Source organism: Oharaeibacter diazotrophicus, from assembly GCF_004362745.1.
In the GTDB taxonomy this organism is placed as follows: domain Bacteria; phylum Pseudomonadota; class Alphaproteobacteria; order Rhizobiales; family Pleomorphomonadaceae; genus Oharaeibacter; species Oharaeibacter diazotrophicus.
The window spans coordinates 278,485-302,488 of the sequence record NZ_SNXY01000010.1 but is presented as its reverse complement, the minus strand read 5'-3'; the positions used below and the strand labels follow the sequence as shown (position 1 = coordinate 302,488).

Annotated in this window: 19 protein-coding genes; 10 read left to right on the top strand and 9 right to left on the bottom strand. The window is 73.4% G+C overall.

Annotation, left to right across the window (positions count from 1 at the left end; all coding sequences use genetic code 11):
• Positions 1 to 58 precede the first annotated feature (58 nt).
• Both betI and betA read left to right on the top strand, forming a co-directional pair.
• Entirely contained in the window at positions 59 to 649 is a 591-nt protein-coding gene (gene betI, locus EDD54_RS19055; protein ID WP_126539114.1) for a choline-binding transcriptional repressor BetI, read from the top strand.
• Positions 636 to 2,291: a choline dehydrogenase gene (gene betA, locus EDD54_RS19050; protein WP_126539116.1), complete on the top strand. Its 1,656-nt coding sequence runs from the start codon at positions 636 to 638 to the stop codon at positions 2,289 to 2,291. The genes betI and betA overlap by 14 nt, the downstream gene beginning before the upstream one ends.
• Here betA and EDD54_RS19045 read toward each other — a convergent pair whose 3' ends face one another.
• The 3 genes from EDD54_RS19045 to EDD54_RS19035 all read right to left on the bottom strand — a co-directional run bounded on the left by EDD54_RS19045 (position 2,292) and on the right by EDD54_RS19035 (position 4,625).
• Positions 2,292 to 2,885, bottom strand: a complete 594-nt coding sequence (locus EDD54_RS19045; RefSeq protein WP_126539118.1) for a hypothetical protein — start codon at positions 2,883 to 2,885, stop codon at positions 2,292 to 2,294. It abuts the gene before it with no gap.
• A 5-nt stretch (positions 2,886 to 2,890) separates the two neighbouring features.
• Positions 2,891 to 4,081 (bottom strand): succinyl-diaminopimelate desuccinylase, encoded by a 1,191-nt coding sequence (gene dapE / locus EDD54_RS19040; protein WP_126539120.1) that lies wholly within the window; start codon positions 4,079 to 4,081, stop codon positions 2,891 to 2,893.
• Between the two features lie 250 nt (positions 4,082 to 4,331).
• Positions 4,332 to 4,625, bottom strand: a complete 294-nt coding sequence (locus EDD54_RS19035) for a hypothetical protein (RefSeq protein WP_126539122.1) — start codon at positions 4,623 to 4,625, stop codon at positions 4,332 to 4,334.
• Here EDD54_RS19035 and EDD54_RS19030 point away from each other — a divergent pair.
• A complete protein-coding gene (locus EDD54_RS19030) occupies positions 4,624 to 4,842 on the top strand; it encodes a hypothetical protein (protein ID WP_126539124.1) in 219 nt (72 codons plus the stop codon). The genes EDD54_RS19035 and EDD54_RS19030 overlap by 2 nt on opposite strands.
• A gap of 306 nt (positions 4,843 to 5,148) precedes the next feature.
• Here the strand turns inward: EDD54_RS19030 and EDD54_RS19025 are convergent, their stop codons facing one another.
• From EDD54_RS19025 to EDD54_RS19010, 4 genes are all read right to left on the bottom strand, one after another.
• Positions 5,149 to 7,371 (bottom strand): 3-hydroxyacyl-CoA dehydrogenase NAD-binding domain-containing protein, encoded by a 2,223-nt coding sequence (locus EDD54_RS19025; protein WP_126539126.1) that lies wholly within the window; start codon positions 7,369 to 7,371, stop codon positions 5,149 to 5,151.
• A 220-nt stretch (positions 7,372 to 7,591) separates the two neighbouring features.
• Positions 7,592 to 8,800 (bottom strand): acetyl-CoA C-acetyltransferase, encoded by a 1,209-nt coding sequence (locus tag EDD54_RS19020; RefSeq protein WP_126539128.1) that lies wholly within the window; start codon positions 8,798 to 8,800, stop codon positions 7,592 to 7,594.
• A 507-nt stretch (positions 8,801 to 9,307) separates the two neighbouring features.
• Positions 9,308 to 11,101 carry an acyl-CoA dehydrogenase C-terminal domain-containing protein gene (locus tag EDD54_RS19015; RefSeq protein WP_126539130.1) on the bottom strand — a complete coding sequence of 598 codons (1,794 nt, stop codon included), beginning with the start codon at positions 11,099 to 11,101 and terminating at the stop codon, positions 9,308 to 9,310.
• Between the two features lie 130 nt (positions 11,102 to 11,231).
• The gene (locus tag EDD54_RS19010; RefSeq protein ID WP_126541821.1) at positions 11,232 to 11,663 is read right to left on the bottom strand and encodes a MerR family transcriptional regulator; all 432 of its coding nucleotides are present in this window, start codon (positions 11,661 to 11,663) and stop codon (positions 11,232 to 11,234) included.
• Positions 11,664 to 11,980: 317 nt separating this feature from the next.
• Between EDD54_RS19010 and EDD54_RS19005 the strand changes: the two genes are divergently transcribed.
• The 4 genes from EDD54_RS19005 (at position 11,981) to EDD54_RS18990 (ending at position 18,700) form a co-directional block, all read left to right on the top strand.
• On the top strand, positions 11,981 to 16,450 hold the full coding sequence (locus EDD54_RS19005) for a peptidoglycan-binding protein (RefSeq protein ID WP_126539132.1): 4,470 nt from the start codon (positions 11,981 to 11,983) through the stop codon (positions 16,448 to 16,450).
• 181 nt (positions 16,451 to 16,631) lie between these two features.
• Complete coding sequence (locus EDD54_RS19000) at positions 16,632 to 17,561, top strand: sulfite exporter TauE/SafE family protein (RefSeq protein ID WP_126539134.1); 930 nt, start codon at positions 16,632 to 16,634, stop codon at positions 17,559 to 17,561.
• Positions 17,558 to 18,328 carry a TIGR02186 family protein gene (locus EDD54_RS18995; protein ID WP_126539136.1) on the top strand — a complete coding sequence of 257 codons (771 nt, stop codon included), beginning with the start codon at positions 17,558 to 17,560 and terminating at the stop codon, positions 18,326 to 18,328. The genes EDD54_RS19000 and EDD54_RS18995 overlap by 4 nt, the downstream gene beginning before the upstream one ends.
• Before the next feature lie 93 nt (positions 18,329 to 18,421).
• A complete protein-coding gene (locus tag EDD54_RS18990) occupies positions 18,422 to 18,700 on the top strand; it encodes a DUF6460 domain-containing protein (protein ID WP_126539138.1) in 279 nt (92 codons plus the stop codon).
• A 134-nt stretch (positions 18,701 to 18,834) separates the two neighbouring features.
• Here the strand turns inward: EDD54_RS18990 and EDD54_RS18985 are convergent, their stop codons facing one another.
• Positions 18,835 to 19,734 carry a histone deacetylase family protein gene (locus tag EDD54_RS18985; protein WP_126539140.1) on the bottom strand — a complete coding sequence of 300 codons (900 nt, stop codon included), beginning with the start codon at positions 19,732 to 19,734 and terminating at the stop codon, positions 18,835 to 18,837.
• A 106-nt stretch (positions 19,735 to 19,840) separates the two neighbouring features.
• A complete protein-coding gene (locus EDD54_RS18980; RefSeq protein WP_126539142.1) occupies positions 19,841 to 21,139 on the bottom strand; it encodes a PQQ-dependent sugar dehydrogenase in 1,299 nt (432 codons plus the stop codon).
• A gap of 140 nt (positions 21,140 to 21,279) precedes the next feature.
• On the opposite strand from EDD54_RS18980, the gene EDD54_RS18975 reads away from it, so the two are divergent.
• The 3 genes from EDD54_RS18975 to nudC are packed head-to-tail and all read left to right on the top strand — an operon-like array spanning position 21,280 to position 23,998.
• Positions 21,280 to 22,623 (top strand): MATE family efflux transporter, encoded by a 1,344-nt coding sequence (locus tag EDD54_RS18975; protein ID WP_126539144.1) that lies wholly within the window; start codon positions 21,280 to 21,282, stop codon positions 22,621 to 22,623.
• A complete protein-coding gene (locus EDD54_RS18970) occupies positions 22,620 to 23,045 on the top strand; it encodes an HIT domain-containing protein (protein ID WP_126539146.1) in 426 nt (141 codons plus the stop codon). Before EDD54_RS18975 ends, EDD54_RS18970 begins: the two co-directional genes overlap by 4 nt.
• Positions 23,046 to 23,068: 23 nt before the next feature.
• A complete protein-coding gene (nudC, locus tag EDD54_RS18965; protein WP_126539148.1) occupies positions 23,069 to 23,998 on the top strand; it encodes an NAD(+) diphosphatase in 930 nt (309 codons plus the stop codon).
• The last annotated feature ends 6 nt before the right edge of the window (positions 23,999 to 24,004 follow it).

The following is a 24,004-nucleotide window of genomic DNA, read 5'->3' as shown; positions in this document are numbered from 1 at the left end:
CCAATGAGAGTGGCGGCAAGCTTCTGCCGCAACCGCGCCAGCGGGAAAGATCGGACGAATGCCCAAGGTCGGAATGGAACCGGTGCGCCGCAGGGCGCTGATCTCGGCCGCCATCGAGGCGATCCACGACCGTGGCATGGGCGACGTCACCATGAACGACATCGCCCGCCGCGCCGGGGTGTCGTCGGCGCTGGCGCACCACTACTTCGGCTCCAAGGACCACCTCCTGATCGCCACCATGCGCCACCTGCTCGAGGAGCTCGGCGCCGAGTTCCGCCGCCGCCTCGCCGACGCCGACGGGCCGTTCGGGCGGGTGATGGCGATCGTCGAGGGCAACTTCGCCTCCGAGCAGTTCCGCCCGCAGGTGATCTCGGCCTGGCTCGCCTTCTACATGCAGGCCCAGCACGACGCCGAGGCGGCGCGGCTGCTCAAGGTCTACCTGCGCCGCCTCGAATCCAATCTGGTGCACGCCCTTTCCGACCTGATGCCGGCGCCCGCCGCCCGCTCGGCCGCCCGCGGCGTCGCCGCCATGATCGACGGCCTCTGGCTGCGCGCCGCGCTGCCGGCGGTCGAACTCTCCGCCGACGAGGCCGTCGACCTCGTCCGCGCCTACGTCCGGAACCTGGTGGACCGCCATGCTCGAGGCTGACTACGTCGTCGTCGGATCCGGCTCCGCCGGCAGCGCCCTCGCCTACCGCCTGTCGGAGGACGGCCGTCATTCCGTGCTGGTGATCGAGTTCGGCGGCACCGACGCCGGGCCGCTGATCCAGATGCCGTCGGCGCTGTCCTACCCGATGAACATGAGCCTCTACGACTGGGGCTTCCGCGCCGAGGCCGAGCCCGCGCTCGGCGGCCGCGCGCTGGCGACGCCGCGCGGCAAGGTGATCGGCGGTTCCTCCTCGATCAACGGCATGGTCTACGTCCGCGGCCACGCCCGCGACTTCGACACCTGGGAGGAGATGGGCGCCCGCGGCTGGGCCTTCGCCGACGTGCTGCCCTATTTCCAGCGCCTCGAGAACGCCCACGGCGGCGAGCCCGGCTGGCGCGGCACCGCCGGCCCGCTCCACGTCACCCGCGGCACCCGCGCCAACCCGCTTTACGAGGCCTTCGTCGAGGCCGGCGTCGCCGCCGGCTTCGGCCGCACCGACGACTACAACGGCCATCGCCAGGAGGGCTTCGGCCCGATGGAGATGACCGTCTGGAAGGGGAAGCGCTGGTCGACCGCCAACGCCTACCTGAAGCCGGCGCTGAAGCGGCCGAACGTGACGCTGATGACCCGCACCCTCGCCCGCCGCGTGCTGTTCGAGGGCCGGCGCGCCGTCGGCGTCGAGATCGAGCGCGGCGGCCGGATCGAGGTCGTGCGCGCCCGCGCCGAGGTGATCCTGGCGGCCTCCTCGATCAACTCGCCGAAGCTGCTCCTGCTGTCCGGCATCGGCCCGGCCGCCGAACTGCAGGCGATGGGCATCCCCGTCGTCGCCGACCGTCCGGGCGTCGGCAAGAATCTGCAGGACCATCTCGAGGTCTACGTCCAGCAGGCCTCGAAGCTGCCGGTGACGCTCAACGGCAAGCTCGGCCTCTTCTCCAAGGGCATGATCGGCCTCGAGTGGCTGCTGACCGGCCGCGGCCTCGGCGCCACCAACCACTTCGAGGCCTGCGCCTTCGTGCGCTCGGCCGCCGGCGTCGACTATCCCGACATCCAGTTCCACTTCCTGCCGGCGGCGATCCGCTACGACGGCAAGGCCCCCGCCGACGGCCACGGCTTCCAGGTCCACGTCGGGCCGATGCGCTCGAAGTCGCGCGGGGCGGTGACGCTGACCGGTCACGACCCGCGCCTGCCGCCGCGGATCCGCTTCAACTACATGTCGACGCCGGAGGACTGGGCCGACTTCCGCACCGCCGTGCGCCTCGCCCGCGAGGTTTTCGCGCAGAAGCCGTTCGACCCCTACCGCGGCCGCGAGATCGCGCCGGGCGACAACGTGCGGAGCGACGCCGAGATCGACGCCTTCGTGCGCGACCACGTCGAGAGCGCCTACCATCCGTGCGGCACCTGCCGGATGGGCGCGGCCGACGACCGCGGCGCGGTGGTCGACCCGACCGCCAAGGTGATCGGCGTCGAGGGGCTCAGGGTCGCCGACAGCTCGATCTTCCCGCAGGTCACCAACGGCAACCTCAACGCGCCCTCGATCATGACCGGCGAGAAGGTCGCCGACCACGTGCTCGGCCGTCCGCCGCTGCCGCGCTCCAACGCCGAGCCGTGGATCCACCCGCACTGGGCGACGGCGCAGCGCTGATCAGATCCCGGCGATGCGCTCGGCGATCTCGAAGATTGCGTCCGAGACCAGATAGTCGAGCGCGACGAGGCCGGCCGCGAAGGCGACCGGCGCGCCGGTGGCGAGGCGGATCACCACGAACTCGTAGCGCAGCACCACGCCGAGCGCGAACAGGCCGCAGAGAAAGGCGGCGTCGCCCGAGATCAGGCCGAGGACGTACAAGAGGCTCGGCAGCGTTGCCGGCACCATGGCGATCAGGGTGGACCAGTTCAGCGCCACCACCAGCGGCACGTAGACCCGCGCGAAGCCGAGCGGGCGGGCGAGCAGCGCCAGCACCGCCGGATAGGCGGCCCAGGCGAGGATCTGCCCGAGGAAGCGCGACACCAGGAAGGCGCCGGCCGGGAAGGTCTCGGCGGTGTAGGCGCTGTGTTCGAGGATCGCCAGCCGCTCGGCCGCGATCACGACGCCGAGCGCCGGCAGGGTCAGCACGAAGACCGAGAACGACCGCCAGAAGCCGTCCACCGAGAGGTCGAGCCGGCGCAGCCCGGCGGGATCGCCGCGGAACAGCGCCCACGCCGCCCCCGCGGCGCGAGCGATCTCGTCGGGGCTCGGCATCGCGCTCAGACCGGGAAGTAGCGGTCGAGGAAGGTCCGGTAGATCCGCTTCAGCGTCAGGAGGTCGGCCACCGGGACCCGCTCGTCGACCTTGTGCATGGTGTCGCCGACGAGACCGAACTCCACGACCGGGCAGTAGTTCTTGACGAAGCGCGCGTCCGAGGTGCCGCCGCCGGTCGAGAGCTCCGGGCGGCGGCCGACCACGGCCTCGACGGCGTCGGCGACGCCCTCGACCAGGTCCGGCGCGGTGGTCAGGAAGCAGTCCGAGGCGGTGGTCTCGAAGGCGAGTTCGTAGTCGACCAGCGGGGCGCCGCTGCCGCGCAGCGCCTCGTCCTGGGCGGCGCGGGCGGTACGGTCGCGCAGCTCGGCCTTCAGGCTCTCGATCGTCCAGTGGTCGTTGAAGCGGACGTTGAAGGCGAGCCGCACCGCCGCCGGGATGACGTTGGTCGCGGGGTTGCCGGTGTCGACCGTGGTGACCTCGAGGTTCGACGGCTGGAAGTCGGGCGAGCCGCGGTCGAGCGGCGGCACGCAGAGCGCGGTCACGAAGGCCGGCAGCGCCCGGATCGGGTTGTCGGCGAGGTGCGGATAGGCGACGTGGCCCTGGACGCCGCGGATCACGATGGTGCCCGACAGCGAACCGCGGCGGCCGATCTTGATCGCCTCGCCGAGCACCGACGGGTTGGTCGGCTCGCCGACGACGCAGGCGGTGAGCTTCTCGCCGCGCGCCGCCGCCCATTCGAGCAGCTTGACCGTGCCGTTGACGCCCGGCCCCTCCTCGTCGCCGGTGATCAGGAAGGACAGCCGGCCGCCGAAGTCCGGCCCGCGCTCGGCAACGAAGTCGAGCGCGGCGGCGGCGAAGGCGGCGACGCCGCCCTTCATGTCGACCGCGCCGCGGCCGTAGAGCAGGCCGTCGACGATCGCGCCCTCGAAGGGGCCGTGGCTCCAGGCGGCGACGTCGCCGGGCGGCACCACGTCGGTGTGGCCGGCGAAGCAGAGGTGGCGCTCGCCGCCGCCGATCGCCGCGAACAGGTTCTCGACGTCGGGCGTGTCCGGTGCCGAGAACACCGGCCGGTCGACCGTGAATCCGGCGGGCTTCAGCAGCGCCTCCAGCGTCGTCAGCGCCCCGCCCTCGGCGGGCGTCACGGACGGGCAGGTCAGGAGGGCGCGGGCGATGGCGACGGGATCGGCGGTGCTCATGGCCGGATGTAACGGGCCGAATCGCCGGCGGTCAATCGCGGGCGGACACGGGTGGCGTGCCCCGGAGGGACCGTGTGCCGCCGCGTCCACGACGCGAAAAGGGCGCCGGTCCGGGGACCGACGCCCTTCTTCCGGCGCGGGGTGTGGGAATGGGGGGCACCGTGGCCCCGGCCGGGTCGCCGTCCGTGCGGTCGGGCACGGCGGGCGTTCGCTGCGGGGACCCGCGTCGCGGGTCCCCGGCTGGAGCCGATCAATTGTCGGCCGGGTCCCAGCCGCCGTTGCGGGCGGGCGCGGCCGGCGCGTGGGTCGTGATCACCGAGCCGGCCTGCGGCATCGGCACCTTGGTGAACTCGGCCTCGGCCGGGTCGTAGACGTCGACCGTCTGCGCGGCCGGGGCGGCGACGGTGACCGGCGCCGGGTTCGGGTTGACTTGGTCGGTGCGGAACTCGGCTTCCGCCGGGTCGTAGTAGGTGACCGAGGCGGCCGAGGCGGCGCCCACGGACAGCGCGAGGATCGCGAAGGAAGCGGCGGCGAGATACTTCATGATGGTCTCCCTGGTCTTCGAAGTGGCGGGGGTCGCGCCACCGTCCCGGCTCCGTCGACGCGCCGCCCGGACCAGCCTCGGCATCGCGTCGTTCCCGATGGCCTCAACCTGCACCCGTGCCGGCAGGAACGCACGTCACATCCCCGACACCATCGCGCGATCGCAGGATCACGAGTTCGTGCGCGCCCTTGTACGGGCGGTGTCCGCCAATATTTGATCCGCCCTCCGCGTCGAGGGCCCTTGGAGAGGTCAATTTTCTTCTTCGGTACCCTGAACGATACCGTGCGGATTCGACATCGTCGTTCAATGATCCGCCACGTGTATTTCCAGTATGATCGAGGATACCGCTCCACCGCCGATCAAATCTGCAGGCGGTGTAACGCCGACCGCCGTCGTCGCGGGTCCACGGTCCCGCCACGCGGTCGCCACGGTCGGGCCGTGACCGGGCCCCGAAAACGCGAGGACCCGGGGCGCCGCACGGCGCCCCGGGTCCTCGATCGCGTCCGGGCCGGAGGAGGTCCGGTCAGGCGGCGGCCTTGTCCGCGGCGGGCGGGGCGAAGCGGCCGTAGAAGGTCTCGCCCTTCTCGGCCATCTCGCGCAGCAGCGCCGGGGGGGCGAAGCGGGCGCCGTGGCGGGCGGCGAGGTCGTCGCAGAGCGCGACGAAGGCCGCCGCGCCCATGCCGTCGATCCAGGACAGCGTGCCGCCGGTGAAGGGCGCGAAGCCGAAGCCGAGGATCGAGCCGACGTCGGCCTCGCGGACGTCCGTCACCACGCCCTCCTCGACGCAGCGCGCCGCCTCGAGCGCCTGCACCGCGAGCAGGCGGTGCTTCAGTTCGGCGACGTCGAAGGCCTCGGCCGGCTTCGGCGCGCCGACGATCTCGGCGATGCCCTTCCAGAGCGTCTTCTTGGCGCCCTTCTCGGCGGGATAGTCGTAGAAGCCCTTGCCGTTCTTGCGGCCGAGCCGGCCGCGCTCGACCACCATGCCGTGGAGCAGCTTCTCCTGGCGCGGGTCGACGGCGGCGTCGCCGAGGTCCTTCTTGGCCGCCTGGAGGATCTTCCAGGCGAGGTCGACGGCGACCTCGTCGTTGAGCGACAGCGGCCCGACCGGCATGCCGGCCATCCGCGCGACGGTCTCGACCATCGCCGGCGGCACGCCCTCGGTCAAGAGCAGGTGCGCTTCCAGCATGTAGTTGGTGACGCAGCGGTTGGCGTAGAAGCCGCGGCTGTCGTTCACCACGATCGGGGTCTTCCGGATCGCCTTGACGAAGTCGAGCGCGAGGGCGACCGCGGCGTCGCCGGTGTTGCGGCCGCGGATCACCTCGACCAGCATCATCTTGTCGACCGGCGAGAAGAAATGGATGCCGACGAAGTCGGCCTCGGCGTGCCAGTTCGGCGCCAGCGAGGAGATCGGCAGCGTCGAGGTGTTGGAGGCGAACACCGCACCGGCCGGCAGCACGGCACGCGCCTTTGCCATCGCCGCCTCCTTGACCGCGCGGTCCTCGAACACCGCCTCGACGACGAGGTCGCAACCGGCGAGGGCCGCGTAGTCGTCGGTGGCGGTGATGCGGGCGAGCAGCGCCTCGCGGTCGGCCGGCTTGGCGCGGCCCTTCGCGACGCGGTCGGAGATCAGCTTGTCGGAATGGGCGCGGCCCTTCTCGGCGGCCTCGAGGCTCTGGTCGATCAGCACGACGTCGAGCCCGGCGGCGGCCGAGACGTAGGCGATGCCGGCGCCCATGAAGCCGGCGCCGATGACGCCGACCTTGCGCAGCTTCGTCGCCGGCGCGCCGGCCGGGCGGCGGGCGCCCTTGTTCAGCTCCTGCATCGAGACGAACAGCGAGCGGATCATCGCCGCCGCTTCCTTCGTCGTCAGCACGTGGGCGAAGTGGCGGGCTTCGACGCGCAGGGCGAGATCCATCGGCAGCTGCAGGCCGTCGTGGCAGACCTTCAGGATGGCGCGGGCGGCCGGGTAGTTGTCGAAGGTCTCGCGGCGATAGATCGCGTTGGCGGCCGGCCAGAACTGGAAGCCCTGGGGCGACTGGACCTTGCCGGCCGGCGCCTTGAAGCCGTCCTTGTCCCACGGCTTCTTCGGGTCGAGGCCGGCGCGGATCATGGCCTTGGCCGTCTCGACCAGTTCGGCGGCGGGCACCACCTTGTCGATCAGCTTCTGGGCGAGCGCCTTCTTCGGGCCGGGCGTCTGGCCCTGGAGGAGGAAGGTCAGGCCGCCTTGCGCGTCGGTCATCCGCATCACCCGCTGGGTGCCGCCGGCGCCGGGGAAGATGCCGACCTTGACCTCGGGCAGGCCCATCTTGACCCCTTCGTCGTCGACCGCGACGCGGGCGTGGCAGGCGAGCGCCAGCTCGAAGGCGCCGCCCATGCAGGTGCCGTTGATCGCCGCGACCCAGGGCTTGCCGGAGGTCTCGATCCGGCGGAACAGCGCGCCCATGGCCGAGACGTCGGCGAGCAGCGCCTTGGCGGCGCCCTCGGGATCGGCGCCCTTGCGGGCGTGGAAGGCCTTCAGCAGGCCCTCGAGCATCTTGAGGTCGGCGCCGCCGGAGAAGGAGCCCGGCTTGCCGGACGTGACCACCACGCCCTCGACCGCCGCGTCGGCGGTGACGGCCTCGACGATGGCGGCGAGTTCGCGCAGCACCGCCTCGGTGAAGACGTTCATCGAGCGGTCGGGCGAGTTCCAGGTCACGAGGGCGACGCCGTCGGCGTCGGTCTCGACGGTGAAGTGGGTGTAGGTCACGAGGCTTGCCTCCGAATGGGATGGGCGGGAGCCCGGGGGGCTCGACCGCGGATGTGTCGTCGCGGCACGCCCCCTTCCTTCGTCGGTTTGGTCCGCGGCGGCGGACCATCCACGAGGGGTCACGGGGCGGGCGGTCTTTCGTGGATGGTCCGCCTCCGCGGACCAGGCCCTTCGTGGAAAGCGCGGCGGCAGGCGCTTCGGCCCGCCGTCCGCTCGTCCCTCACACCCGTTCGATGATCGTCGCCGTGCCCATGCCCGCGCCGATGCAGAGCGTGACGAGGGCCGTGTTGAGGTCCCGCCGCTCGAGTTCGTCGAGCACGGTGCCGAGGATCATGGCGCCGGTGGCGCCGAGCGGGTGACCGAGGGCGATGGCGCCGCCGGCGACGTTGACCTTGTCGCCGTCGAGGCCGAAGGCCTGCTGGAAGCGCAGCACCACGGCGGCGAAAGCCTCGTTGACCTCGAAGAGGTCGATGTCGGCGATCGTCATGCCCGAGCGCTTCAGCACCTTCTCGGTGACGTCGACCGGGCCGGTCAGCATCAGCGCGGGGTCGGAGCCGATGTTGGCGAAGGCACGGATGCGGGCGCGCGGCTTCAGGCCGGCGGCCGCGCCGGCCTCTGCGTTGCCGATCAGGACAGCGCCCGCGCCGTCGACGATGCCGGAGGAGTTGCCGGCGTGGTGGACGTGCTCGACGCGCTCGACATCCGGGTGGGCCTGGACGGCGACGGCGTCGAAGCCGCCCATCTCGCCCATCATCACGAAGGACGGCTTGAGCGCGCCGAGCGACTGCATGTCGGTGCCCGGCCGCATGTGCTCGTCGCGGCCGAGGATGGTGATGCCGTTGACGTCGCGGACCGGCACGACCGAGCGGTCGAAGGCGCCGGCGGCCCAGCTGGCGGCGGCGCGGCGCTGGCTCTCGACGGCGTAGGCGTCGACGTCGTCGCGAGAGAAGCCGTATTTGGTGGCGATCAGGTCGGCCGAGACGCCCTGGGGCATGAACCAGGCGGGGATCGCCACGTCCGGATCCATCGGCCAGGCGCCGCCGGAGGCGCCGATGCCGACGCGCGACATCGATTCGACGCCGCCGGCGACGATCATGTCGTGCTGGCCGGCGAGGATCTGGGCCGAGCCGAAGTTGACCGCGTCGAGGCCGGAGGCGCAGAAGCGGTTGATCTGGATGCCCGGCACGTGGTCGCCGTAGCCGGCCGCGAACACCGCCGAGCGGGCGACGTCGCCGCCGGCCTCGCCGACCGGGTCGACGCAGCCGAGCACGACGTCGTCGACGAGGTGGGTGTCGAGCCCGTTGCGGTCGCGCAGGGCACGCAGGGCCGTCGCCGCCAGTTCGACGGTCGGCACCTCGTGCAGCGCGCCGTCCGACTTGCCGCGTCCGCGCGGCGTGCGGACGTGATCGTAGATGAAGGCCTCGGTCATCTCTCCTCCGTCGTCCCCTCCGGGACCGTTCTCTCGTATCCGCGCCGGCGCCGGGGGCCGGTCGCCGGCCGAGGCGTGCCGGGGTCGCCCCGACCTCAAACCTCCGTCCGTCTGCCCCCTCTCCCCGACCCTCCCCTCCAAGGGGGAGGGGGCTCGTGGAAGATGTGGGAGCCGGGCACCCACCACCGAACCGCCGCCTGCGAGTCATCACCCCGGTCCATCGGGCGGACCATCCCCACCGCGTCCCCTCCCCCTTGGAGGGGGAGGGACAGGGAGAGGGGGCCGACGCCGCGCCCTCGGACCTGCTCGGCCGACCCACGCGGGACGGCCGCAACTTGAAACCTCGGCCCGTCGGCCCCCTCTCCCCAACCCTCCCCCTCCAGGGGGGAGGGAGTTCGTCGAGGGTGGGATCGGCCGTGCGCCTGATCCCGAACCGCCGCATCGCGAACCGGCGAAGCCCGACTGCCGACTGCCGACTGCCGAAGCCCTACTGCCTACCAACCCCGCTCAGAACGCCTCCGCCGGCAGCGCCATGATCGCCTCGGACCCCGCGGAGATCCTGGCGAGGCAGGCGCCGGTCTCCGGCATCAGGCGCTCCATGAAGAAGCGGGCGGTGATCTTCTTGCGCTCGAGCATGTCCCGGCGCGGATCGCCGGCGGCGACGAGGCGCTCGGCGGTCTCGGCCATGCGGACCCACATCCAGCCGAGCACGACGTGGCCGACGAGGGCGAGGTAGTCGGTCGAGCCGGCGCCGGCGTTGTCGGGGTTCTTCAGGGCGTTGGCCATGAACCACATGGTCGCCTTCTGCAGGTCGCCGACGCCCTTCTCGAGCGACGCGACCAGGGGGCCGAGCACCGGGTCGGCCTTGCGTTCGGCGACGAAGCCGGCCATCTCGCGGAAGAAGGCCTGGATCGCGCGGCCGTTGTTGGCGGGCAGCTTGCGGCCGACGAGGTCGAGCCCCTGGATGCCGTTGGCGCCCTCGTAGATCATGGCGATGCGGGCGTCGCGGACGAACTGCTCCATGCCCCATTCGGCGACGTAGCCGTGGCCGCCGAACATCTGCTGGGCCTCGACGGCGCCCTGGAAGCCCTTGTCCGTGAGGAAGCCCTTGATGACCGGGGTCATCAGGCCGAGGAAGTCGTCGGCGGCCTGCCGGTCCTTGTCGTCGCCGGCGCGGTGGGCGACGTCGGACATCAGGGCGGTGTGCAGGATCAGCGCGCGGCCGGCCTCGTTGATCGCGCGGATCGCGAGCAGCGTGCGGCGGACGTCGGGGTGGACGATGATCGGGTCGGCGGCCTTGTCGGGCGCCTTCGGGCCGGTGAGCGCGCGGCCCTGGACGCGGTCCTTGGCGTAGGCGGCGGCGTTCTGGTAGGCGACCTCGCCCTGGGCGAGGCCCTGGACGCCGACGCCGAGGCGGGCCTCGTTCATCATCGTGAACATGGCCCTCAGGCCCTTGTGCGCCTCGCCGATCAGCCAGCCGGTGGCGCCGTCGTAGTTCATCACGCAGGTGGCGTTGCCGTGGATGCCCATCTTCTCCTCGAGGGCACCGCAGGAGACGGCGTTGCGCGCGCCGGGGGCGCCGGCCGCGTCGGGCAGGAACTTCGGCACCACGAACAGCGAGATGCCCTTGACGCCCTCGGGCGCGCCCTCGATGCGGGCGAGGACGAGGTGGACGATGTTCTCCGCCATGTCGTGCTCGCCGGCGGAGATGAAGATCTTGGTGCCGGTGATCCGGAAGGACCCGTCCTCGGCCGGCACGGCCTTGGTGCGCAACAGGCCGAGGTCGGTGCCGCAGTGCGGCTCGGTCAGGTTCATGGTGCCGGTCCAGGTGCCGGCGACCATCTTCGGCAGGTAGAGCGCCTTGAGGTCGTCGGATCCGTGGGCGGCGAGCGCGGCGATCGCGCCCTGCGTCAGGCCCGGGTACATGCCCCAGGCCATGTTGGCCGAGGAGACGAACTCGCTGACCGCGGCGGCGAGGGTGTAGGGCAGGCCCTGGCCGCCGAAGGCGGGATCGGCGGAGAGCCCGACCCAGCCGGCGGCGGCATAGGTCTCGTAGGCGTCGCGGAAACCGGGCGGCGTCGTCACCGTCCCGTCGGCGCCGCGCACGCAGCCGACCTTGTCGCCGACCCGGTTCAGCGGCTGCAGCACCTCCTCGGCGAAGCGGGCGGCCTCGCCGAGGATCGCTTCGACCATGTCCGGCGTCGCGTCGGCGAAGCCGGGCAGGTTGGTGTGGCGCTCGAGGCCGAGCACGTCGTTCAGGAGGAACAGGGTGTCCTCGACGGGGGCGCGGTAGATCGGCATCGACTTCCTCCGGCAGGGGCGGGCGAACCGCCCGGTGGTCGCCCTCCCGGCAACCACCTTCCGTTTGCGTAAACGTCACCTTCCGTATACGCGAGGTCGGGGCCGAGCGCAACAGGCGCGAGGGGCGCCGTCACTTCTGCCCGGCCGCCTCCTTCTCCTTCAGGAGACCGGCAACCACCGAGGTGGTGCGGCGCAGCTCGCCGAGGGCCTGTTCGATGTCCTTCTTCTGCTGCTCGAGCACGGCGATCTGCTCGTTGAAGCGCCCGAGCGCGACCTTGAGCTGGGTGACCTGCCCGTCGCGCAGGTCGTAGAGGTCGAGCATGTCCTTGATCTCGGTCAGCGAGAAGCCGACCCGCTTGCCCATCAGCACCAGCTTCAGCCGGGCGCGGTCGCGCCGGGAATAGAGCCGGTTCATGCCGTCGCGCTTCGGGTTGATCAGGCCCTTGTCCTCGTAGAAGCGCAGGGTGCGCAGCGTCACGTCGAACTCGCGCGCGAGGTCGCCGATGGTGAACATCGTGCCCTTGGCGATGTCGCCGTCGTCGCCGTCGAAGTCGTCGACCATGGCGCTGCGGGAGAAGTCGTGGGCTTCGGTGTCGGACTGGATCATCGCTCTGCCGTCGTTCGGGGGCGGGATGGGACGGAAATCGTCACCTTCCGTGTGCGTCAGGCCCGACCATGCCATGACGCTGACGTCACGGCAACCGTTCCGCCTTAACGGCCCTTCACGGACCTTAAGCAAGTCCGGCGATCGGGTTGCGGCGTTAACCCGTCGTTTACCCTGATTAAGGAAAGTTGCAGCCGTGGACATGGGTGGGGCGCGCTGCGCCGGTCCACGCGGTCGCCCGCGGCGGCCGCAGGAATTCGTGCGGGAGATGGAGCATGACGTCTCGTTCGTCCAGCCGCCAGGCGCGATTCGCCGGCGAAGGCCTGCGCGACGACCTCGGCGACGACCGGATCGGGCGGGAGCCCGACGCCGGCCCCGCGCGTGCCGAGCAGCCGGTCGACCGCATCCTGACCTCGCTCGACCGCCTCGGCGAGCGGATCCGGGCGCTGTCGAACGCCCGCGACGAGGCCGCCGCGCCGCCGGCCCCGACCCGTCGCGCCGCCCCGCCGCCGCCGGCCGATCCGGCGCCGCGCCGGGCCGCGACCCCGCGCGGCGTCGACCTGCAGCGTGCCATCGACGAGATCGCCCGCAAGCGCGACGCCCTGGAGCGCCGCCCCGACGAGCGCGTCCAGCCGTCCCGCGCGGCCGAGGAACCGACGCCGCCGCGCCGACCCGCCGAGCCGCGCAGCGCCGATCTCCGGGCCTCCGATCTCCGTGCCTCCGATCTCCGTTCGGCTCAGGCCCGCGCACCGGAGACCGCCGCCCGCGAGACCCGCTTCCCCGAATCCGAGCCGCGCGCCGCCATGCCGCGCGACCGCCGCGAGGCCGCCTTCGTCGACGACCTGCGCGGCGACCTCCGCGACCTCCGCCGCACCGTCGAGCGTCTCGACGTCGCCGGCCACGCCGAGGCGCTGCGCGACCTCGGCGGCCGCATCGACGACGTCGGTCGCACCGCCGCCGACCAGCGCAGCGTCGCGGGTCTGCGCGACGACGTCGCACGCCTGCGCGACGTCGTCCTGGAGGCGGCGGCGACCAATCCGGCCCGCGCCCTCGCCGGTGCCTATGACGAGATCGTCGGCCGGCTCGAGGAGATGCGCGGGGCGATCGACAACCCGCGCGCGCTCGCCGAGCTCGTCCAGCGCCTCGGCGAGGTCCGCCGCAACCTCGGCGGCCTCGCCAGCGACCAGCAGGCCGCCACGATCCTCGACCGCCTCGACGGCCTGTCGGACCGGCTCGACCGCGGCGTCGACCGCGACGCCGTCACCGCCCTCCATGCGCAGGTCGGCACGCTCGCCGCCGCGGTGAAGGGTCTCGACCACCGCGACGCCGTCCGGGCCGTCGAGATCGGCCTCGCCGACGTAGTCGAGCAGATGCTGGCGGTGGAACGCCGCCTCGGCCGGCTCGACAACGTCGAGCGCTGGCAGGAGAACGTCGAGCGCCAGAACGCGCTGCTCTCCCAGCTCGCCCAGCGCGCCGAGCAGCTGCCGCGCGTCGCCCACGAGATGGAGCGCCAGACCGCCTCCGTGGAGGGCATCGCCCGTACCACCGAGGCGATCCCGCGAATCGCGTCCGACGTCGAGGCGCTGCGCCGCTCGCTCGACCCGGGCGCCACCGCCCGCGGCCTCGAGCAGCTCGGCAGCCGGATCGACGGCCTCGCCGGCCGGGTCTCCGCGCTCGCCGTGCCGCCGGAGCCCGATGCCGACCTCGCCCGCCGCCTCGCCGAGATCTCCGACCGCCTCGCCGGCGTCGACGCCCGCGCCGGTGCGATTCCCGACGTCGCCGCCCTGGTCGAGCGCCACGGCCGCTCGCTCGACGAGGTCGCCCGCAGCGTCGGCGCGGTGCCGCGCATGGCCGCCGACCTCGACGGCCTGCGCCGCGCCGTCGAACGCAGCGATCCCGCCGCCGGCACCGCCGCGCTGCTCGAGCGCATCGACGACCTCGCCGCCCGCGTCGACCGCATGGGCTCGGCCCGCGAGGTGCTGGCCGACCCCGGCTTCGAGAGCCGCCTCGCCGAGATCGTGCAGCGGCTGGAGCGCATCGAAGTCTCCGCCGACCCGGCCGGCCTCGACGCGCTGGAACCGCGCTTCGACCGCCTCGCCCGCATCATCGAGGAAAAGCTGTCGGCCGCCGCGCCCGCGCCGATGGTCTCCGGCGTGCCCGACGGCCTGATCGAGGCGTTGGAGCGGATCGAGCACCATCTCGACGCCGACCGTTCGGAGACGCTGCTGGTCTCGCTCGAAGGCCGCATCCTCGACCTCGCCCGCTCGCTCGACGGCGTCGGCGGCCGCGGCGGACCAGATCTCGGCCGGATCGAGAGCACGCTGGTCGACCTGCGCGACGACGTCGGCCGCCTCGCACTGGCACCGGCCGGCCTCGACCGCGAGCTGCGCCAGCTCGCCGACCGCCTCGATCTCCTCGTCGCGGCGCCGCAGGCGGACCCGAACGCTCTCGCCCGCATCGAGGACCGGCTCGCCGACATCGCCGGCCGGCTCGACGCCCGCCCGACCGAGGCGGCCGAGATCGCCGACGCCCTCGCCCGTTTCGAGCAGGTGCTCGGCGAGGCGCTCGACCCGGTCCGCGTCGCCGCCGCCCCGCGCGACGACGACCGCGCGCTCGACGCCGGCATCGCGATCATCCAGCGCGACCTCGCCGCCCTGCAGGACGACCTGCGCGCCGGCGCCCGCCGCGACCGTGAGCTGCTGACCGCGATCGGCGAGGCCGTCGAGCGCCTCGCCACGCGCGATCTCGAGGCGTCGCGCCCGACGGCCGCCGCGGCCATGTCCGCGCCGCCGCCCGCCGCCGAACCGCGGCGCGAGCAGGCCCGTCCGGCGCCGTCCCAGGCTGCGCACACGGCTCCGGCTCCGGCGGCGTCCGCCCGTGCGCCCGAGCCGCCGCGTCCGGCCGCCCGCCGGATGGACGAGGACGATTCCGCCGCATGGCGCGAGATCGAGCGCACGTTGTCGGAGGGTCTCGGCGCCCGCCTGCGCGGTGGCGACGTGCCGGCCGCCACGGCCGCGCCGACGGCTCCCGCCGTCGATCTCGACGCCGACGAGGAGACCGACGAGGAGCTGCCGCGCATCTTCGGCCGCCGCGACGAGGCGCCGGTGGACCTCGACGCCGCGCCCGCCGTCGAAGTCGACGTCAACCGGCCGCTCGAACCCGGATCCGGCAAGCCGGCCCGTTCGGCGCGCACCGACGCCGCCGCGACGAACGCCGCCCCGGCCGGCCGCAAGGGCGAGGAGCGCCCGCGCGCCGAACTCTCCAAGGCCGACTTCATCGCCGCCGCCCGCCGTGCCGCCCAGGCCGCCGGTGCCGACCTGCCGGGCAACGGCCGCCGCGGCCAGTCGGCGCCGCCGGTCCAGGCGCCCGCCGCCGAGGCCCCGGCCGAGGAGGCCGCGCCCGCTCCGCGCCGCGGCCGCTTCGCGCTCCGCCTGCCCGAGGGCCTGCGCCTGCACCGGCGCAAGATCATGGTCGTGGTGCTGGTGCTGGCCGTCGCCGGCATCGGCGCCCGCGTCGCCACGACGACCTTCTTCCGCGGCTCGGCGCCGACGGTGACCGTCGACGCGACGCCGCCGGCCGTGCCGGCCCCGGCCGCGGAGACCGCCCGGGCGGAGACGCCGGCCGCCCCACCCGCCGCGACGCCCCCAACGGAAGAGGCGCCCGCCGCGGCCGCGACGCCGCCCGCCGACGGCCCGGCCGTCGCCGACGCCGCGCCCGCCCCCGACACCGCCGCGCCGGCGCCCGCCGCCCCGGCCGACGGCTCGGATCCCGGCGCGCTGGCGCAGCTGCCGCCCGGTCCGTCGACCAGCTTCGCGCCCGCCCCGGACGGCACCGTCGCCGGCGCGCCGGCGGCCGGCAAGCTCGTCCCGCCCGCCGGCGCCCTGCCGGCGCCGCCCGAGACGGTCGGTCCGCTGGCACTGCGTCAGGCGGCGCAGGCCGGCAATCCGGTGGCGCAGTTCGAGGTCGCGGCGCGGCTGACCGAGGGCCGCGGCGTCGCGCAGAACCTTCCCGAGGCGGTGCGCTGGTACGGCTACGCCGCCGAGGCCGGCCTCGCCCCGGCGCAGTACCGGCTCGGCAGCCTCTACGAGAAGGGCCAGGGCGTGCCGCGCGACACCAAGACCGCCGGCAGCTGGTACGCCAAGGCGGCGGACGTCGGCAACGCCAAGGCCATGCACAACCTCGCGGTGCTCTACGCCGAGGGCGGCCTCGGCCAGCCCGACTACGACACCGCCGCCGGCTGGTTCCAGAAGGCCGCCGACCTCGGCGTGCGCGACAGCCAGTACAATCTCGGCATCCTCTACGCCCGCGGGCTCGGCGTCCCGCGCGACCTGACGGCGTCCTACAAGTGGTTCGCGATCGCGGCGGCCGCCGGCGACGGCGACAGCGCCAAGAAGCGCGACGACGTCGCCCAGGTGCTCGACAAGGACGCGCTCGCCCGGGCCCGGCTCGCGGTCGAGAGCTGGAAGCCTCGGCAGCCGGACCCGGCCGCCAACGACGTCGCCACCGACGATCCCGCGTGGTCGGCGACGCCGGAGAGCGCGGCGGCGACCGTCGGCGGCGGCGACCTCGTCGTCCAGGCCCAGACGCTGCTCGCCCGCCAGGGCTACGACGTCGGTCCGGCCGACGGCAAGATGGGCCGCAAGACCCGCGACGCCATCGCCGCCTTCCGCAAGGCCAAGGGCCTGCCGGCGACCGGCGCCGTCGACGACGCCCTGATCCGGGCGCTCGCGGAACAGGCGATCTGACGGCGGGCGCGGCCTCGGGTCCGACCGCCGGTCGGGAGGGGATGGCGCCGACGGACACGGAATCGCTACGGTCCGGGTCCAGACTGGGTTCCGTCGCGGCCGCCCGCTCGCCCGAGCGCGGCGGTCGCGGTCGTCCCGCCGAACGCCCGCCCCCGACGCCCCGAACGCCGGACCCGCCGCCTTGGACCTCTATCTCCCGATCGCGGAACTGCCGATCAACGTCTTCGTCCTGCTCGGGATGGGCGCCGCGGTCGGCTTCCTGTCCGGCATGTTCGGGGTCGGCGGCGGCTTCCTGCTGACGCCGCTGCTGATCTTCTCCGGCATCTCGCCGGCGGTCGCCGTCGCCACGGTGTCGAGCCAGATCGTCGCCTCGTCGGCGTCGGGCACGCTCGCCTACGTCCGCAAGAAGGCCGTGGACGTCAAGCTCGGCGCCTATCTGATGGTGTCCGGCGTCACCGGCTCGGCGCTCGGCGTCATGGTCTACACCGCGCTCCGCCGGCAGGGGCAGCTCGATCTCGTCATCTCGCTCTGCTACGTTGGGTTCCTCGGCACCATCGGCGTGCTGATGCTGACCGAGGCGCTGCGTTCGATGGCGGCCCAGCGCGGCGGCCGGACGGTGCCGACCCGGCGGCCCGCCACCCGCGGTTTCGTCGCCAACCTGCCGCTCAAGGTGCGCTTCCACCGGTCACGGCTCTACATCTCGGTGTTCCCGGTGCTGGCGCTCGGGGTGGCGATCGGCTTCCTCGGCGCGCTGCTCGGCATCGGCGGCGGCTTCATCATGGTGCCGGCGCTGATCTACCTGCTGCGCGTGCCGACCACGATCGTGATCGGCACCACCTTGATGCAGACGCTCGGCTCGATGTCCTTCGCGACGGTGATGCAGGCCTCGACCAACCAGACCGTCGACGTCGTGCTCGGGCTCTGCCTGATGGTCGGCGGCGTGGTCGGGGCGCAGTTCGGCGCCCAGGTCGGCCAGCGCCTGCGCGGCGAGACGCTGCGCGCCCTGCTCGGCCTCCTGGTGCTCTCGGTCGGCCTGCGCTTCGCCGTCGACCTCGTGGCGACGCCGTCGGAGCTCTATTCGGTCAACCCAATCGTCGGAGGCGCCCGGTGACGCGCCTCCTCGCCGTCTTCCTCGCCCTCGCCGCTCCGCTCGCCCTCGCCGCGCCGGCGGCGGCCGAGCAGCTCGTCACCGCGCTCACCAACGAGACGGTGGCGATCACCTCGAACTTCACCGGCAGCAAGGTGGTGGTGTTCGGCACCATCGAGCGCGACGCCCAGACAGTGTCGCGCTCGGCGCGCTACGAGGTGGTGGTGGCGCTGTCCGGCCCGCCGACCAGCGTCGTCACCCGCCGCAAGGAACGCACCGCCGGCGTCTGGATCAACCGCGACAGCGAGCGGATGCGCGGCGTGCCCTCGTTCCACGCCGTGCTGTCGTCGGCGCCGCTGGCGGAGATCGCGCCGGACGCCACCCGTGCCAAGCTCGGCCTCGGCATCGACATGCTGCCGATCAACGCGCAGACCTCGGCCGAGCCGCCGCGCCGCACCGACTTCGACGAGGCCTTCCTGCGGCTGATGCAGTCGGGCCGGCTCTACCAGCAGCAGGAGAACGGCGTCGAGTTCCTCAGCGCCGCGCTGTTCCGCGCCCCGGTGGCGCTGCCGGCCAACGTGCCGGTCGGGCGCTACCTCGCCAGCGTCTACCTGTTCCGCGACGGCGCCCTGCTCGCCACCACTTCTGAGGAGCTGCTGATCGGCAAGGTCGGCTTCGAGCAGGTCATGACCGACTTCGCCCACCGCCACGGCCTCGTCTACGGCCTCGTCACGGTGGTGATCGCCTGCCTCACCGGCTGGCTCGCCGGGGTGATCTTCCGCCGGGATTGAGGGCGCGGGCGCCGAGCCGGCACCTGGACAGGCGCCGGGGCGCCCCCTAGAACCGCGGTCGGGATCCCGCCCGCCACGAAAGAAGGATCGGCCATGTCCGGCAGCACCGTCACCCGCATCCTCGGCGACACCCCCGGCCGCGTCCTGGTGCGGCTCGTCCTGATGTCCTTCGTGGTCGGCGTGATCATGGCGGCGCTCGGCATCGAGCCCTACGACATCGTCGCCAGCGTGCGCCGCTTCGTCGAGGGGATCTGGAACCTCGGCTTCGGCGCGATCGACCGCGCCTGGCGCTACTTCCTGCTCGGCGCCGTGGTGGTGGTGCCGCTCTACGTGCTGATCCGCCTCATGAAGGTCGGCGGCGGCCGCACCTGAAGCGGCTTCGGTCCGAGTTCGCAAGGTTCCGACCTCTGGTCGGAGCGTTGCGGACGAGGAGCGCCCGACCGGGCGCCCGCCGAATGGCCGAGACCTCGTAAAGTGCCGACGAGTCGGGACTTCACGAGAGAGGTTCAGTCGAACTCCGCCGCGGTGCGGTGCAGGATGGCGTGGCGGCGGGCGAGGCGGTCGACGTCGGCCTCGTAGCCGCCGCCGATGACGCCGACCAGCGGCAGGCCGCGCTCGCGCACCGCGCCGATCACCCGGCGGTCACGCTCGGCGAGGCCGGTGTCGGAGAGCGCGAGGCGGCCGAGCCGGTCGTCGGCGTGGGGATCGACGCCGGCGTTGTAGAACACGACGTCGGCGCGCGCCCGGTCGAGCACAGCCGGCACCAGCTCCGCCAGCATCGCCAGATAGTCGGCGTCGCCGACGGCGTCGGGCAGGCCGACGTCGACGCTCGAGGGCACCTTGCGGACCGGGTAGTTGCGTTCGGCGTGGACCGAGACGGTGAAGACGCGCTCGTCGCCGGCGAAGACGTCGGCGGTGCCGTCGCCCTGGTGGACGTCGAGGTCGATCACCGCCACGCGCCGGACGTCGTGGTCGGCGAGCAGCACCGCCGCCGCCACCGCGACGTCGTTGAGCACGCAGAAGCCGGCGCCGTGGGCGCGGCGGGCGTGGTGGCTGCCGCCGGCGGTGTTGAGCGCGAGGCCGTGCTCGAGCGCGAGCCGGGCCGCCAGCACCGTGCCGCCGGTGGCGGCGCGGGCGCGGGTGGTCACGGCCTCGGTCATCGGGAAGCCGATCTCGCGGGCGATCCGGTCTGGCACCGTCGCCGTCAGCACCTGGTCGACGTAGGCGCCGTCGTGGGCGAGCCGCAGCCAGCCGTCGGGGGCGAGCGCCGGCACGATGAAGCCGCCCGGCGCCACCAGCCCCTCCTCCGCCAGCACCTCGGCGAGGCGGCGGAACTTGCCCATCGGGAAGCGGTGCCCCTCCGGAATCTCGGCGTGATAGGCGGGGTGGTGCACGATCGGCGGCATGACCGGTTCCTCGCCGCTCCGCGGCATGGCGGCCTTTCCTACGCGTCCCCGCCCGGTCCGGATCGGCCGGCGCGCCCGGCCCGGATCGGTGCCCGCGTCGGCGGCGTCAGGCCGCCGAGACCCGCCACACCGCGTCGCCGACGTCGTCGGCGACCAGCAGCGCCCCGTCGGCGGTGAGCGCCACGCCGACCGGCCGGCCGTAGGCCTCGCGCTCGTCGGCCGACAGGAAGCCGTCGAGCAGAACGCGGATGTCGCCGGACGGCTTGCCGTTCTCGAACGGCACGAAGATGACGCGGTAGCCCGACAGCTTGCTGCGGTTCCACGAGCCGTGCTGGCCGACGATCATGCCGTCGGGCAGGCCCGGCAGCGTGCCGGCCGGGTGCCAGCAGAGGCCGAGCGAGGCAGTGTGGCCGCCGAGGGCGTAGTCCGGCCGGATCGCGCGGGCGACCAGCGCCGGGTCCTGCGGCACGCGCTCGTCGACGGTGCGGCCCCAGTAGCAGTAGGGCCAGCCGTAGAAGCCGCCGTCGACCACCGAGGTCAGGTAGTCCGGCGGCGTCTCGTCGCCGATGCCGTCGCGCTCGTTGACCACGGTCCACAGCGCGCCGGTGGTCGGCTCGAAGGCGAGGCCGACCGGGTTGCGCAGGCCGCCGGCGAAGATGCGGTTGCCGCCGGTGGCGAGGTCGACCTCGTAGACCGCGGCGCGGCCCTCCTCGACGGCCATGCCGCGCTCGGCGATGTTGGAGAGCGAGCCGACGCCGACGTAGAGCTTCGTCCCGTCCGGGCTGGCGATCACGCTGCGGGTCCAGTGGCCGCCCGGCTTGAAGGTCGCCATCGTCCGGCCGGGGCCGGTGACGCGCTTGTCGGCGCGCGAATAGGGGAAGGCGACGAGGGCGTCGGTGTTGCCGACGTAGAAGACGTCGCCGACGAGGGCCATGCCGAAGGGCTGGCGCAGCTTGTCGAGGAAGACGTCGCGGACCTCCGCCTTGCCGTCGCCGTCGCGGTCGACGAGGCGGGTGATCCGGTTCGGGCTCGGGCCGAGCGCGCGGACGCGGCGCAGCGTGCTCGCCATGGCGTAGTCGAACAGCGATTCGATCGCGATCGGCTCCATCAGCGCCTCGGCGACCAGCACCTCGCCGTCCGGCATCACCTGGAGCCAGCGCGGATGGGCGAGGTCCATGGCGAAGGCCTGCACCTTAAGCCCCGGCGCCGCGCGCGGCGTGCGGCCGTCCTTCCAGCCGGCGGCGATCGGCATCTTCAGCGTCGGCATCGCGCCCTGGGCGCGCGGTTCCGGGATGATCGGCGCGCCGCCGATCGCCGGCTTCTCGATCCGACCGCGGTGGCGGACCGCCGCCGCCGTCCCACCCACCAGCGCCACGAAACGTGCGAAAATGTCGATGAACGCCATGACCATACCTCCGTCCGGCGGGCACGCTACCCGACTTCGCGCGGGGTCGGAACAGCCTTTTCGCACCGCCGCACGGGCGCGCTCCGCGACGGCGACCGGACGGCCTTGAAGCGGCGCGCCGGCCCGTCTACCACTCGCCGATGACCAGCCATGCCCGCCCCGGCGACTTCCGCGTCGACAGCGCCACCGTCTTCCGCATCGCCGTCCCGATGACGCTCGCCTTCCTGTCGACGCCGCTGCTCGGCGCCGTCGACACCGGCGTGGTCGGCCAGCTCGGCGACGCCGCGCTGGTCGGCGGCATCGCCGTCGGCGCGCTGGTGTTCGACTTCCTGTTCTCCACCTTCAACTTCCTGCGGTCCGGCACCACCGGCCTGACCGCCCAGGCGCTCGGCGCCGGCGACGAGCGCGAGATGGCCGCCTCGCTCGCCCGGGCACTGGTGGTGGCGGCCGTGTCGGGCCTCGCCATGATCGCCCTCGCCGGGCCGATCCTCGCGGCCTCGCTCGCCTTCGTCGACCCGTCGGACGCGGTGGCGGCGGCGACGGCGACCTATTTCGGCATCCGCATCCTCTCCGCCCCCTTCGCCCTCGCCAACTACGCGGTGCTCGGCTGGGTGCTCGGGCTCGGACGGTCCGGGCTCGGCCTCGCGCTGCAGACCCTCCTCAACGGCGTCAACATCGCCGGCTCGATCGGCCTCGGCCTCGGCGCCGGCTGGGGCATCGCCGGCGTCGCCTGGGGCACGGTGATCGGCGAGGTGGTGACGGCCGTGGTCGGCCTCGTCGTCTGCGTCGGCATCGGCCGGCACGGCTTCCACCGGATCCGCGGCGCGGTGTTCGAGCGCGCCGCCTTCCTGCGCATGCTCGCGGTCAACCGCGACATCATGATCCGCTCCTTCGCGCTGCTGTTCGCCTTCGCCGCCTTCACCCGCGCCGGCGCCCGCTTCGGCGACACGGTGCTGGCGGCCAACGCGGTGCTGATGAACTTCTTCATGATCGGCGGCTACTTCCTTGACGGCCTCGCGAACGCCGCCGAGCAGCTCGCCGGCCGCGCCGTCGGCGCCCGCACCCGCGCTGCCTTCGACGCCGCGGTGCGCCTCACCGTCGCCTGGGGTTTCGCCTTCTCCGCCGTGGTGGCGGTGGTGCTGTTCGTCGCCGGCGGACCGGTGATCGACGTGATGACGACGTCGCCGGAGGTGCGCGCCGCCGCGGCCGCCTTCCTGCCGTGGGCGGCGCTGACGCCGCTCGCCGGCGTGCTCGCCTTCGAGATGGACGGGGTCTACATCGGGGCGACGTGGTCGCGCGAGATGCGCAACATGATGCTGGTGTCGCTCGCGATCTTCCTCGCCGTGCTGTGGGCGGCGACGCCCGTCCTCGGCAACCACGGCCTCTGGCTGGCGCTGCTGGTCTTCCTCGGCGCGCGCGGCCTCACCCTCGCCGCGCGCGTGCCCGCGCTCGCGACCCGGACCTTCGCGGAGGAGACGCGATGACCGCCTTCGAGCTCGACCCCCGGCTCGCCGCCGACACCCTGCCGCTGGGAGAGCTCGGCCTCTCCCGGCTGCTCCTGATGAACGACCGCACCTATCCCTGGCTGATCCTGGTGCCGCGCCGGGCCGGCCTCGCCGAGCTGATCGACCTTCCCGCCGCCGAGCGCCACCGGCTGATGGACGAGATCGCCCTCGTCTCGACCGCGCTCCGCGACCTCGCCCGTCCCGACAAGATCAACGTCGGCGCGCTCGGCAACATGGTGCGCCAGCTCCACGTCCACGTCATCGCCCGCTTCACGACCGATCCGGCCTGGGCCGGCCCGGTGTGGGGCAAGACCGCGGCGGTGCCCTATTCCGAGGCCGGTGCCCGCGACATGGCCGAGCGGCTCGCCGCCGTGCTCGGCGACGCGCTCCGGCCAATGTAACCCCTCCCTCCGGAGACGACCCCATGTCCGCCGACGCGCCGCTCGACCGTTCCCGCTTCAACGGCTTCTCGGTCAATCCGCTCGACCGCCGCTCGGAGAAGCGCGGCGACCCCGCGGTGCTCGCCGGCGCGCTCGCCGACGCCCGCGCGGCCGCCTTCTTGTTCGTCGGCGACCAGATCGTGCTCGACCCGACCACCGCGGGCCTCGCGCTGTTCGACCTTGCCCGCGCCCGCCGCCTCGGCGCCGACCTCGCCGAGGCGATCCTGCTCGGCTGGCTGCCCGACGGCGCCCCGCGCTTCGCGGCCGGCCTGCCCGCCGCACCGGCCGCCGAGGAGGGCCTCGTCGCCACCGACCTGCGCTCGCTCGCGCTCGAGGGTCGCATCGAGGACGACGGCTTCGGCCAGGTCGCCCAGGGCCGCTCGATGCTCGCCTGGCACGCCCGCCACGGCTTTTGCGCCAACTGCGGCAGTCGCACGGTGCCGGCGATCGGCGGCTACCGCCGCGACTGCCCGGCCTGCGAGGCGCAGCATTTCCCCAGGGTCGACCCGGTCTCGATCATGCTGATCTCGGACGGCGACCGCGCCCTGCTCGGCCGCCAGCCGCGCTTCAAAACCGGCAGCTATTCCTGCCTCGCCGGCTTCGTCGAACCGGGCGAGACCGTCGAGGACGCCGTGCGCCGCGAGACCTTCGAGGAGGCCGGCATCCGCGTCGGCCGCGTCCGCTACCACTCCAGCCAGCCCTGGCCGTTCCCCTCGTCCCTGATGCTCGGCTGCCTCGGCGAGGCGGTGAGCACCGAGATCACCATCGACCACGCCGAACTCGAGGACTGCCGCTGGTTCCCGCGCGCCGAAGTCCGCGCCATGCTCGCCGGCACGCATCCGGACGGCCTCTACTGCCCGCCGAAGCTCGCGATCGCCAGGATGCTGGTCGAGGCGTGGGTGGTGGCGGGTTGAGTCCCT